This is a genomic window from Neisseria zalophi (assembly GCF_008807015.1).
GTDB lineage: Bacteria > Pseudomonadota > Gammaproteobacteria > Burkholderiales > Neisseriaceae > Neisseria > Neisseria zalophi.
Genome location: NZ_CP031700.1, coordinates 382,536 through 394,958, shown reverse-complemented (window position 1 = coordinate 394,958; position 12,423 = coordinate 382,536). Strand labels below are relative to the sequence as shown.

Sequence of the window (12,423 nt, the reverse complement as noted above, 5' to 3'; positions counted from 1 at the left end):
TCCGCTTAACCTTTCAGTTTGTTCAAATCGACAACGTTAATCGTATTACGGTTACGGAACACCAACACCATAATCGCCAAACCAATCGCTGATTCTGCCGCAGCCACCGTTAACACAAAAAAGACAAAAATCTGACCGGCCGTATCACCTAAATATTGTGAGAATGCAATAAAATTAAAATTAACCGCAAGCAACATCAATTCAATCGACATTAATAAAACCAGTACATTTTTACGGTTCATAAAAATGCCCATGGCGCTGATGCCGAACAGTAAAGCGGCAAGTACCAAATAATGTGTAATCGTAATCATGCCTTGCCCTCCTCTTTCGGACTTTCGGAAGTTTCTTCAGCACTTTCAGACGGCTTCTGTATCACTGCATCCATTTTCACCATACGCATACGGCCTTCTTTAGCATTTACCCGAACCTGATCGGCAGGATTAATATATTTTGGATTAACCGTTTTACGGTGTACCAATGCAATAGCAGCAACCATACCCAAAACCAGCAAAACAGCAGCCAATTCAAAAGGCAATAAATAAGTTGTATAGATTTGATGGCCTAAATCACGCACATTGCTGTAATCCGCAGGAATATCTTTCATCGGGCCAAATGCTGCAAGATTGGTATCGGGTGCAATTAAAATCATAATTAACACAACAGCCATCAATACACCGACAACAAAGGCAACAGGCGCGTTACGCCAGAAACCTGCTCGCATTTCTTCTATATCGATATTCAGCATCATCACCACAAACAGGAACAACACCATGACCGCACCCACATACACGACAACCAAAGTGATGCCTAAAAACTCAGCTTGCATCAGCATCCACATCATGGATGACATACAGAAAGTCAACACCAAATATAAAGAAGCGTGTACAGGGTTTTTAGCAGTAACTGTTTTTACCGCGCCAAATAAAATGATGGCAGCAAGAACATAGAACATAATCAGAGAAAAAGTCATATTCCTGCTCCTTTAACGGTATGGTGCATCTGCCGCTTTGCGCTTGGCGATTTCACTTTCGTATTTATCGCCAATTGCCAGCAGCATTGGTTTGGTATAGTACAAGTCACCACGTTTCTCACCGTGATATTCCAAAATATGGGTTTCTACAATTGCATCCGTCGGACAGGCTTCTTCGCAGAAACCGCAGAAAATACACTTCGTTAAATCAATATCATAACGAGTGGTTCTACGGGTTCCGTCTTCACGCTGTTCGGATTCGATATTAATTGCCAAAGCCGGACAAACCGCCTCACACAATTTACAAGCAATACAACGCTCTTCTCCGTTAGGATAACGACGCTGCGCATGCAACCCCCTGAAACGTACCGATTGCGGTGTTTTTTCTTCGGGGAACATGATTGTTTCTTTGCGGGCGAAAAAGTTTTTGAGCGTTACACCCATACCTTTTACTAATTCACCAAGCAGAAAAGTTTTTACTAAATTAGCCATTGTTAACCCTCTCTTGGGGGATGATGGTTATGGTTTATCAAATTTCTTTTATCTTCAGGCTATTGAGCAACTTTGCCCTAATAACCTGAAAGCCCGTTGTTTATTACACCTAATTGTTATACCGGGCGTTTCTATTTTTCTACGATCAAACAGCTTGATTTACTTCCACAGACTCAATGGTGAAATCATCCATAAACCAAGCAGCACAATGCATACAAATGTTACGGGAATCAACACCTTCCAACCCAAACGCATAATCTGGTCGTAACGGTAACGTGGGAAAGTGGCACGAATCCATAAATAGCCATAGAGAATAAAGGCCATTTTGGCAAACATCCAGAATGCACTTGGTGCGCCGATAAAACCCCAACTTTGTGGGAACGGAGACAACCAACCTCCCAAGAACATAATAGATGTCAAAGCACCAATTAAAATCATGAAAATATATTCGGCCAAGAAGAACAAGGCGAATGCGAAACCGGAATATTCAACATGGAAACCGGCAACGATTTCAGACTCACCCTCAGCTACGTCAAACGGAGCACGGTTGGTTTCCGCTACCGCAGAAATCAGATAAACAATAAATACCGGGAATAACGCAAACCAGTTCCAAGAGAAAATCGAACCACCTGCAATGCCTTTGGCTTGTGCGGCAACGATTTCATTAAAGTTCATACTACCGGAAACCATCACAACGCATACTAAAGCTGCGCCCATAGCAATTTCATAAGAAATGGTTTGGGCAGAAGAACGCATCGCACCGAGGAACGAATATTTCGAGTTTGATGCCCAACCGGCAATAATTACCCCATAAACCGACAATGATGTAATCATTAAAATATACAGCAATCCTGCATCAACATTGGTTAGCAGCCACTCATCTGAAAACGGAATTACAGCCCAAGCTGCAAATGCCGGCATCAAAGACATCATCGGACCAATATAGAATAAAGCTTTATTCGATAATTTCGGCCGAGTTACTTCTTTAAATAATAATTTTAATACATCGGCAAACGGTTGAATCAAACCGAACGGACCGGTTACGTTCGGGCCGACACGCAATTGCATATAACCGATAACTTTACGTTCGAAATAGGTCAGATAAGCTACGGTCAGAATCAACGGGATCAGGATAAGTACGATTTTTACAATAATCGATATCACCAATCCGATATTGCTGCCGATATCACCCATACCGAGTTGGGTGGCAAATAAGGCTTGGAACCACTCCTGCATGATTAAGCCCTCCCCAATTCAATGCTGTCCATCAACGCACCCAACATTGCATTTTCAGTATGCAATGGCAAATGCACCACTTTTTCAGGTAAATAAGCATCTGCTTCAACAGTCACACGAATGGAATCCATACCCTGCCCTGCTTTTACGATAGCTCCCTCTTCCAAGCCCAACTCAGCCAATGTAGCGGGATGCAGGCGCGCAACCGGCGCTTGGGCATGACTTGTCGCTTGAAGTGGCGCAGAGCGACGAACAATAGCATCGGAATGATAAATGCCTACACCACCGACACGAATCAAACCTGAAGCAGTCTGAACAGACTCACCTTGCCAAGTGGTTTGATTGTTTAATTTTTCAGCCAAAGTATCTTTATTAACCGCTTCTTTTAAAACTTGCTCACTGCTGTCATATTCAAAGCCCGGTAATTCAAATACATTCCCTAATACACGGAGTACTTTCCAAAGCGGACGTGAATCGGCAAAACCTTTTACAACCCCGTGGAATGACTGCAAACGACCTTCCATATTGATAAAGCTACCGGAAGTTTCCGTAAACGGAGCGATCGGAAGCATCACATCGCATACTTCACGCAATGTTTCGCTTTCAAAAGGTGTAAATGCCATCACACTTTGCGCCTGCTTCAGTGCCGCAACAGCTTTTCCACCACGAGCCACATCAATTTCAGGCTCTACGTTCATTAACAATACTGCTTTCTTGGGTTGTGCCAGCATTTCTTGAACAGTATTACCACTATTTACAGCCAAAATATCGGCACCTACACTGTTTGCCGCTTGAGGCAAGATACCAAATGCAGCACCGGTAGCCGCTGCCAAATCTTGGGCAGCAGCATAAATCGCAGCATAATCAGGGTGGTTTTGTACTTCGGCACCCAGCACAATAGCGGCTTTTTCAGCATTTTTCAGGCTGGCAGCAATACCATTTTCCAAATCTTGGGCAACTGCTTTCAGACGGCCTGCCCATTCGGCAGGATGCACAGTTTCATGTGCAAGCAGAGGCATATACAGTTCTTCTTTGCTGCTGGCAATAATGCTGATTTGGGCATCGGTTTTAGCCGCATGGCGCAAACGGGCTGTCAACAAAGGTTGCTCTTTACGCAAGTTTGCACCCACAACCAATATGGCATCTGCGCGACCCAAATCTTCAATACTCTGACCAAGCCATTGCGCACCTTTTAAAGTGCCGGCAAGGCGGTTGTCTTGCTGTTGCAAACGGGTATCAAAGTGTTGAATACCTAATCCATCGGCCAATTTTTTAGCTAAATACAGTTCTTCAACAGTATTCATGGGGTTCGCCCAAATACCGACAGCATCTTTACTATCTTCTTTCTGAATACAATCTAAAGTTTTACGCACATACTCCAATGCAGTCGGCCAATCAACATCGTGCCATTCGCCGCCATGTTTGATTTTCGGATTTTTCAGACGGCTCTCGTGATATAAACCTTCATAGGCAAAGCGATCACGGTCGGCAATCCAGCACTCATTAATACTTTCATTTTCCAATGGCAGTACGCGACGGACGGTGTGTTCTTTGGTTTGTACAATTAAATTACTGCCTAAAGCATCATGAGCAGAAATAGATTTACGACGGGAAAGTTCCCAAGAACGGGCATCATAACGGAACGGTTTGCTTGTTAAAGCGCCAACCGGACAAAGATCAATCACATTACCAGACAATTCAGTCTCTACCGCTTTACCAATAAACGGCATAATCTCAGAAAACTCACCACGGTTCGCCATGGCAATTTCCTGAACACCGGCAATTTCTTCGGTAAAACGTACACAACGGGTGCAGTGGATGCAGCGGCTCATTTCTTCCGCAGAAACCAACGGGCCCATATTTTTACCAACAACAGAGCGTTTTTCTTCTTGATAACGGCTGGAAGATTTACCATAACCAACAGCCAAGTCCTGTAACTGACACTCACCGCCTTGGTCGCAAATCGGACAATCTAACGGGTGGTTTATCAACAAGAACTCCATCACCCCTTCTTGTGCCTGTTTGGCTTTCGGGGAATGGGTATGAACGATCATCCCATCTGTTACCGGTGTTGCACAAGCCGGTAAGGGTTTTGGCGCTTTCTCCACTTCTACCAAACACATGCGGCAGTTAGCGGCAATAGATAGTTTTTTGTGATAGCAGAAATGCGGAATATAAGTACCCAGCTCGTGCGCCGCTTCCATGACGGTCGCACCCTGCCTCACTTCGATCTGTTTACCATCAATTTCGATTTGTAACATGGTTAATGTTCCTAGTTACGGATTTATTTAAAAATTTTTAAGTTCAGACACGCTGTCATACTGCCTGCAATATCGTGTTAATCTTTACTGTAAAACCAATATTGATTCATTCTTGCTAAAAATTCAGGAGTAAGTGCATAACCACTTTGCTCACCAATTACACTGTCAATCCCACAATAAGGACACCATACAGTTTCTTCACCATCTTGTTCCGGTATAAAATCTTCTACCTGTAACTCACTTGATGAAAAAATTTTTTGACAGTAAAAGCAGCCACATATTTGTGTTTGCTTGAGCATTTTGCCATTGTGATAAGCAAATCTATGAGCATCAAGCAACTGCTGTTCTAATTGGTTATTTATTTCTTCCAAATTAACACCACTTATGCGCTTTAGCCGGTCCACCGTGTTCAATATAGTGTTCAAACTCATGTCTGAAATGCTTGGTAAAGCTACGTACAGGGAATACCGCCGCATCGGCTAATGCACAAATCGTACGTCCTGCCATATTGTTACCGACAGATTCCAATAATTCCAAATCTTCAGGGCGGCCTTTACCGGTAGCGATACGGTGCACGATACGATACAACCAACCAGTACCTTCACGACAAGGCGTACATTGGCCGCAAGATTCTTCATGATAAAAATAGCTCAGGCGTTCCAATGCTTTAACCATGCATACATCTTCATCCATCACGATAATCGCACCAGATCCAAGCATAGAGCCTGCTTTAGAAATAGAGTCATAATCCATATTCAAAGTCATCATGACATCACCGGGCAACACAGGCGCAGACGAACCACCGGGGATAACGGCTTTAATTTTTTTACCGTCTTTCATACCGCCGGCCATTTCTAACAATTTAGCAAACGGAGTACCCAACGGTACTTCATAGTTACCGGGACGCTCTACATGACCAGAAATAGAAAACAATTTAGTGCCGCCGGCATTTTCAATACCTTTATCGGCAAATGCTTGTCCACCGTCGCGAATAATAAACGGTACGGAAGCAAAAGTTTCGGTATTGTTAATCGTAGTCGGTTTGCCATATAAACCGTATGAAGCAGGGAAAGGCGGTTTGAAACGGGGTTGGCCTTTTTTACCTTCCAACGATTCCAATAATGCGGTTTCCTCGCCACAAATATAGGCACCATACCCATGGGCTGCAAACAAATCGAAGCTGAAATCGGTGCCCATAATATTTTCACCTAAGAAGCCAGCCTGACGCGCCTCATCCAGTGCTTTTTCAAACCGTTCGTAGCCTTCGAATATTTCACCATGAATATAGTTATATCCAGCTTTGGCGCCCATGGCATAACCGGCAATAATCATACCTTCAATCAAAGCATGCGGATTGAAGTTGATAATATCGCGGTCTTTGAATGTACCAGGCTCGCCTTCATCCGTATTGCAGACTACATATTTGGCGCCGGGGAAAGAACGGGGCATAAAGCTCCATTTCAAACCAGTAGGGAAGCCCGCACCTCCGCGTCCGCGCAGACCGGATGTTTTAACTTCTGAAATTACGTCGTCTTGCGACATTTTTTCAGTGAGGATTTTACGCAAGGCTTGGTAGCCGCCACGTTCTTGGTAGGCCGCGAGCGTCCAGCAGTCCGGAGTATGTGTATCAACATTTTCGAAGATGACACCTGATTGGTAGATAGCCATGTGCTTACCCTAACTATTTCTTTAACTTTTTAATCTAAGAATATCAATAAGAAGTTTTTAATAACAGAAAACGGTTTAACAGTGCTCAATATTTAGTGTACGAAAGATGTATGGTTTTCAGACGGCTTCATTATTTTTAGCAAATATATACAACCGCTTTTGTCCGCCACAAGCCGATACACTTTCCCAAACACAGCACTTTATACTTAATCGATTTTCTATAAACCCTGACAGTACCCTATCCCGTTAATTCAGTTCTGCCAATTTTTTCTCAATAGCTTCTTCAGTCATAAAACTACACATTTTATGATTATTCACCAACATAACAGGCGCATCGCCACAAGCACCCATACACTCACCTTCAACTAAAGTATAAAGGCCGTCTGAAGTGGTTTCGCCAAAACCGATGCCGAGTTTTTTCTGCAAATACTCTGCGGCACTAACACCACCGCGCAAAGCACAAGGCAGATTAGTACATACTGTAAGCTTATATTTGCCTACTGGATGTAAATCATACATATTATAGAAAGTGGCTACTTCATAAGCGGCAGCAGGAGCAATACCGACATAGTTGGCGACAAACTCAATTATCTCGGCAGAAAGCCAATGTTTTTCTTCTTGAGCAATACGCAATGCAGCCATAATAGCGGAACGGCGTTGATCAGCCGGATACTTGGCCAACTCTCTATCAATTCTTTTTAAAGATTCAGCGGATAACATTATCGGTCTACCTCCCCGAATACGATGTCTTGCGTACCAATAATGGCAACAACGTCTGCCAACATGTGGCCGCGTGCCATTTCGTCCATGCCCTGCAGGTGTGCAAAGCCGGGTGCGCGTATTTTCAGGCGGTAAGGTTTATTTGCGCCGTCTGAAATCATATAAATGCCGAACTCGCCTTTCGGGTGCTCGACGGCTGTATAGGTTTCACCTTCCGGCACGTGCATGCCTTCAGTAAACAATTTGAAGTGGTGAATTAAGTCTTCCATACCCATTTTCATTTCAGTACGTTTGGGCGGAGCGACTTTATGGTTTTCAACAATAACCGGACCAGGATTGGCTTTTAGCCATTGCACGCATTGTTTGATAATGCGGTTTGATTCACGCATTTCATTAATACGGCACAAATAGCGGTCATAACAATCGCCATTCAGTCCGACAGGAATATCGAACTCAACATTGGCATAAGCATCATAAGGGGCTTTTTTGCGGATATCCCACTCAATACCGGAACCACGCAACATCACACCGGTAAAGCCTTTTTGCAAAGCACGTTCCGGAGAAACCACGCCAATGCCGACAGTACGCTGTTTCCAGATACGATTATCGGTTAGCAGACTTTCATATTCATCCACACAAGCAGGGAAACGATCGGTAAATGCTTCGATAAAATCAAGCATAGTACCTTCACGCGCTTCATTCAGTTTTTTCAGCACTTTAGCATTACGGAATTTGCTTGACTCATATTTAGGCATAAAGTCAGGTAAATCACGATACACGCCGCCCGGACGGAAATACGCCGCATGCATCCGCGCTCCGGAAACGGCTTCATATAGATCCATCAGCTCTTCACGCTCACGGAATGCATATAAGAATACGGTCATTGCGCCGATATCCAATGCATGCGATCCGATACCCATTAAGTGATTCAAAATACGGGTAACTTCGGCAAACATCACACGAATATAACGGGCGCGTTCCGGCACTTCGATACCGACTAGCTTTTCTACCGCCAAACAATACGCCTGCTCATTAACCATCATGGAAACGTAGTCTAAACGATCCATATAAGGTAAAGCCTGCAAATAAGTACGGGTTTCGGCCAGCTTTTCGGTACCACGGTGCAGTAAGCCGATATGAGGGTCGGCTCGGACAATTGTTTCGCCTTCCAGCTCAAGAATCATACGCAACACACCGTGTGCAGCAGGGTGTTGAGGGCCGAAGTTAATAGTGTAGTTTCTTAATTTATTAGCCACCGTAATTCTCCTCGCGGACGATGCGCGGTGTAATTTCGCGCGGCTCGATGGTTACGGGTTGGTAAATAACGCGTTTCTCGGCTTCGTCGTAACGCATTTCGACATAGCCTGAAATCGGGAAATCTTTACGGAAAGGATGACCGACAAAACCATAGTCGGTGAGAATACGGCGCAAATCGGGATGGTTGTTGAACATAATGCCGAATAAGTCAAATGCCTCACGCTCATACCAATCGGCACTGTTGTAGATTTCAACAACAGAATCGACTACTGGGAAATCATCATCAGCCGCCCAAACACGAACACGGATACGCTGATTATTCTTTACGGAAACCAATTGGCTGACAACGGCAAAACGCTTACCTTCCCAAGGCTCGTTTTTATACGTGCTGTAATCCACGCCACACAAATCAACCAATGATTCGAAATGTGTCTGCTCATTATCACGCAGGGTTTTCATGATTTCGAAATAATGTTCGGCGCGACATTCTACGGTTATTTCATCTAAAGCCAAAGTCACTTTATCGGCTTTATCGCCCAAGATATTTTGGACAACCGGATACAAATCTTTTACATGCATCTCAATTCTCCTAATTACGGGCAATCGTATAAGTACGTTTGATTTTACCTTGCAGCTGAATCAATCCATAAATAAGGGCTTCAGCAGTCGGCGGACAGCCGGGTACGTAAACGTCTACCGGCACAATGCGGTCACAACCGCGTACAACAGAATAAGAGTAGTGATAATATCCGCCGCCATTGGCACACGAACCCATTGACAAAACCCAACGCGGCTCGGCCATTTGATCATATACACGTCTTAAAGCAGGCGCCATTTTGTTACACAAAGTGCCTGCTACAATCATTAAGTCGGATTGGCGTGGAGAGGGGCGGAAAATAATACCGAAGCGGTCCAAATCGTAACGCGCCGCACCTGCCTGCATCATCTCTACCGCACAACAGGCCAAACCGAACGTTACCGGCCACAAGGAACCGGTACGCACATAATTCAACACCGTATCCGCACTGGCGGTTACGAAGCCTTTATTTAAAACGCCTTCTATTCCCATTCCAGCGCACCTTTTTTCCATTCGTAGATAAAGCCTACCGTGAGAACCACGACAAACACAAACATAGACCAAAATGCAAACTGTCCATGAGTAACCATCAGGTCTTTAAACACTACCGCCCAAGGAATCATAAATGCCACTTCCAAGTCGAAGAGGATAAATAATATCGCCACCAAATAGTAACGCACATCAAATTTCATACGCGCGTTTTCAAATGCTTCAAAACCACACTCAAACGGTGCATCTTTTTCGGCATAGTGGTGTTTTGGACCCAGTACATTTCCTAAGATCAGAAACAATATACCGGCGGCCAAACCGATGAGTAGAAAGATTAATACGGGAAGATAGCTTGCCAACATGAGTTTGCACCTAAGTTGTTAACATAAAATGCTAGAAAATACTTTTGAATTGTATCTAATTTCTAAGTTGTTTTAAAGTTGAAGTGTCAAAAAAATGTTAGAAAAAGCTAATAATTTCAAGCAATTTTCGATAACGATTATCATTAATTGATATTTAATGAAAACTGTTATTAGTAATTCAGTTTGCTACTTTGTTAAAAAAATCCAACTCTATTTTACAAAATAGCATTTTTTACAAATACCAATAAAAAATGCTTGCTTGCCTCTGCTTTTTTAAATAATAAAAACTTGATTGATACATTGATTAGCTAATTGAAATTCAAAAATAATTTGAGGCCGCCTGAAAAGCTTCAGACGGCCTCAAATAACCACACCCATTATAAATAATATATCATTTAAAAACTCACAGGCTTTTATCGCTATTCAAAAAACCACCGCTTTGATGCGACCATAATTTGGCGTATAAACCGTTTTTCTCCAATAGTTCAGCATGACTGCCCTCTTCGACAATACGACCTTTATCAAGCACGATCAACCTATCCATCGCCGCAATTGTTGATAAACGGTGGGCAATAGCAATAACGGTTTTTCGTTCCATCATCTTATCGAGGCTTTCTTGAATAGCCACTTCTACTTCGGAATCTAGCGCACTGGTTGCCTCGTCAAGCAATAGAATTGGGGCATCTTTCAACATTACCCGTGCAATGGCAATACGCTGCCTTTGACCACCTGAAAGCTTAACACCACGCTCACCAACATGCGCATCATAGCCTGTACGGCCTTTTGCATCGGAAAGATTAGGAATAAAATCGGCAGCTTCCGCACGATGGGCGGCCGATATCATTTCTTCATCCGTTGCACTGGGGCGTCCATAAACAATATTTTCCCGCACCGAACGGTGCAGCAGGCTGGTATCTTGAGTTACCAGCCCGATTTGTGCACGCAGGCTTTCTTGAGTTATATCGGCAATATCTTGCCCGTCAATGGTAATACGGCCGCTTTGCGGTTCATAAAACCTTAGCAATAAATTAACAATTGTCGATTTTCCCGCACCAGAACGGCCAATCAAGCCAACTTTCTCACCGGCTTTAACAGTCAGATTAAAGCCATTTAATAATGGCTTATTTGAGTCATAAGAAAAATCTACGTGTTCGAAACGGATTTCACCATGAGCTACTTTTAGTGGTAACGCTTTTGGTTTATCAATAATTGTATGTGGTTTGGAAAGCGTTTCCATGCCGTCGTTAACCGTACCAATATTCTCAAACAGACGTGAAGCTTCCCACATAATATATTGTGATAATCCGTTAATACGTAGCGCCATAGCCGTAGCGGTAGCTATCGCACCTACACCTACCTGTCCATAATGCCACAACACAATACCCATTGCCGCAGTTGACAAGGTTAAACTGGTATTAATAATAAAGTTACAAGTACGCAGAGTATTGCCTAACCGCATTTGTGCATGCACCGTAGCCAAAAATTCCTGCATAGACTGTTTGGCATAGCCGGCTTCGCGCGCACCATGGGAAAATAATTTCACTGTGGCAATATTAGAATAAGTATCCGTAATCCGGCCCGACATCAATGAACGGGCATCAGCCTGGCGCTGGGCTGTTTTTGATAATTTCGGAATCAATATCGCCATTGTTGCGGTAAAAACAATAATCCAACAAATAAACGGCACCAGCAACCAACCATCCAACACTGACAATATAATCCCTGAGGTCGTAAAATACACGAAAACATAAACCACCATCTCAGCCAATGTCATCACCGTATCACGTATGGCCAGTGCCGTTTGCATAACTTTAGCCGATACTCTTCCAGCAAATTCGTCTTGATAAAACCCAAGACTCTGACCCAACATCAGACGGTGAAAATTCCAACGCAAGCGCATAGGAAATACGCCTTGCAGCGTTTGTAATTGCACAGCGGTTTGAAGAAAATGCCAAAATATAGCAAATACCATCAGCCCTGCCATCGCCAACAGCCAAACACCTTTTTCGCTCCATAGCGTTTGCGGGGTGTACTGTCCGAGCCAATCAATAATCTGCCCCATAAACTGAAACAGCATGGCCTCCATAATACCGGTTCCGGCTGTTAACAGCGCCAAACCGACAATCCACCAACGAACACCTTCCGTACAACTCCAAACAAAACGCAGCCATCCTTTTTCTGGTGTTTTGGGTGGCATTGCCGGATAAGGATCAATACGTGACTCAAACCAACTAAAAATTTTGTGTATCATAGGGCGTACCCTTATTATTGATAGTCTGAAATAACAAATTGTGTAGGATAAGGCACGAAAAAAATGACTTTTCAGACGGCCTCTAGCAGATCATCTATCGCAATATGTGAAATCAAAAAATCCAATATATTTTTATTAAC

At 43.5% G+C, this 12,423-nt stretch carries 13 protein-coding genes; all 13 read right to left on the bottom strand.

The window, feature by feature from the left end:
- Positions 1-5: 5 nt before the first annotated feature.
- Positions 6-311, bottom strand: a complete 306-nt coding sequence (gene nuoK, locus D0T92_RS01795) for an NADH-quinone oxidoreductase subunit NuoK (protein WP_151049666.1) — start codon at positions 309-311, stop codon at positions 6-8.
- Positions 308-970, bottom strand: a complete 663-nt coding sequence (locus D0T92_RS01790; protein ID WP_151049664.1) for an NADH-quinone oxidoreductase subunit J — start codon at positions 968-970, stop codon at positions 308-310. Before D0T92_RS01790 ends, nuoK begins: the two co-directional genes overlap by 4 nt.
- 12 nt (positions 971-982) lie before the next feature.
- Positions 983-1,462, bottom strand: coding sequence for an NADH-quinone oxidoreductase subunit NuoI (nuoI, locus tag D0T92_RS01785; RefSeq protein WP_151049662.1), 480 nt, complete (start codon positions 1,460-1,462; stop codon positions 983-985).
- Positions 1,463-1,621: 159 nt separating this feature from the next.
- Positions 1,622-2,698 carry an NADH-quinone oxidoreductase subunit NuoH gene (gene nuoH / locus D0T92_RS01780; RefSeq protein WP_151049660.1) on the bottom strand — a complete coding sequence of 359 codons (1,077 nt, stop codon included), beginning with the start codon at positions 2,696-2,698 and terminating at the stop codon, positions 1,622-1,624.
- 2 nt (positions 2,699-2,700) lie between these two features.
- Complete coding sequence (nuoG, locus tag D0T92_RS01775) at positions 2,701-4,959, bottom strand: NADH-quinone oxidoreductase subunit NuoG (RefSeq protein WP_151049658.1); 2,259 nt, start codon at positions 4,957-4,959, stop codon at positions 2,701-2,703.
- A 77-nt stretch (positions 4,960-5,036) separates the two neighbouring features.
- A complete protein-coding gene (locus tag D0T92_RS01770) occupies positions 5,037-5,330 on the bottom strand; it encodes a hypothetical protein (protein ID WP_225315126.1) in 294 nt (97 codons plus the stop codon).
- Position 5,331: 1 nt separating this feature from the next.
- On the bottom strand, positions 5,332-6,627 hold the full coding sequence (gene nuoF, locus D0T92_RS01765; RefSeq protein WP_151049656.1) for an NADH-quinone oxidoreductase subunit NuoF: 1,296 nt from the start codon (positions 6,625-6,627) through the stop codon (positions 5,332-5,334).
- A 246-nt stretch (positions 6,628-6,873) separates the two neighbouring features.
- The gene (gene nuoE, locus D0T92_RS01760; protein ID WP_151049654.1) at positions 6,874-7,347 is read right to left on the bottom strand and encodes an NADH-quinone oxidoreductase subunit NuoE; all 474 of its coding nucleotides are present in this window, start codon (positions 7,345-7,347) and stop codon (positions 6,874-6,876) included.
- Positions 7,347-8,603 carry an NADH dehydrogenase (quinone) subunit D gene (gene nuoD / locus D0T92_RS01755; protein WP_151049652.1) on the bottom strand — a complete coding sequence of 419 codons (1,257 nt, stop codon included), beginning with the start codon at positions 8,601-8,603 and terminating at the stop codon, positions 7,347-7,349. Before nuoD ends, nuoE begins: the two co-directional genes overlap by 1 nt.
- Positions 8,596-9,183 (bottom strand): NADH-quinone oxidoreductase subunit C, encoded by a 588-nt coding sequence (locus D0T92_RS01750; protein WP_151049650.1) that lies wholly within the window; start codon positions 9,181-9,183, stop codon positions 8,596-8,598. The genes nuoD and D0T92_RS01750 overlap by 8 nt, the downstream gene beginning before the upstream one ends.
- Positions 9,184-9,193: 10 nt before the next feature.
- Complete coding sequence (locus D0T92_RS01745; RefSeq protein WP_151049648.1) at positions 9,194-9,673, bottom strand: NuoB/complex I 20 kDa subunit family protein; 480 nt, start codon at positions 9,671-9,673, stop codon at positions 9,194-9,196.
- Entirely contained in the window at positions 9,664-10,032 is a 369-nt protein-coding gene (locus D0T92_RS01740) for an NADH-quinone oxidoreductase subunit A (RefSeq protein ID WP_151049646.1), read from the bottom strand. Before D0T92_RS01740 ends, D0T92_RS01745 begins: the two co-directional genes overlap by 10 nt.
- A gap of 403 nt (positions 10,033-10,435) precedes the next feature.
- Complete coding sequence (locus D0T92_RS01735; RefSeq protein ID WP_151049644.1) at positions 10,436-12,283, bottom strand: ABC transporter ATP-binding protein; 1,848 nt, start codon at positions 12,281-12,283, stop codon at positions 10,436-10,438.
- Between the last annotated feature and the right edge of the window lie 140 nt (positions 12,284-12,423).

Bases quoted from the DNA above. Each gene is read 5' to 3' on its own strand.
- nuoK (WP_151049666.1), bottom strand. From the start codon at position 311: ATGATTACGATTACACATTATTTGGTACTTGCCGCTTTACTGTTCGGC.
- D0T92_RS01790 (WP_151049664.1), bottom strand. From the start codon at position 970: ATGACTTTTTCTCTGATTATGTTCTATGTTCTTGCTGCCATCATTTTA.
- nuoI (WP_151049662.1), bottom strand. From the start codon at position 1,462: ATGGCTAATTTAGTAAAAACTTTTCTGCTTGGTGAATTAGTAAAAGGT.
- nuoH (WP_151049660.1), bottom strand. From the start codon at position 2,698: ATGCAGGAGTGGTTCCAAGCCTTATTTGCCACCCAACTCGGTATGGGT.
- nuoG (WP_151049658.1), bottom strand. From the start codon at position 4,959: ATGTTACAAATCGAAATTGATGGTAAACAGATCGAAGTGAGGCAGGGT.
- nuoF (WP_151049656.1), bottom strand. From the start codon at position 6,627: ATGGCTATCTACCAATCAGGTGTCATCTTCGAAAATGTTGATACACAT.
- nuoE (WP_151049654.1), bottom strand. From the start codon at position 7,347: ATGTTATCCGCTGAATCTTTAAAAAGAATTGATAGAGAGTTGGCCAAG.
- D0T92_RS01750 (WP_151049650.1), bottom strand. From the start codon at position 9,183: ATGCATGTAAAAGATTTGTATCCGGTTGTCCAAAATATCTTGGGCGAT.
- D0T92_RS01745 (WP_151049648.1), bottom strand. From the start codon at position 9,673: ATGGGAATAGAAGGCGTTTTAAATAAAGGCTTCGTAACCGCCAGTGCG.
- D0T92_RS01740 (WP_151049646.1), bottom strand. From the start codon at position 10,032: ATGTTGGCAAGCTATCTTCCCGTATTAATCTTTCTACTCATCGGTTTG.
- D0T92_RS01735 (WP_151049644.1), bottom strand. From the start codon at position 12,283: ATGATACACAAAATTTTTAGTTGGTTTGAGTCACGTATTGATCCTTAT.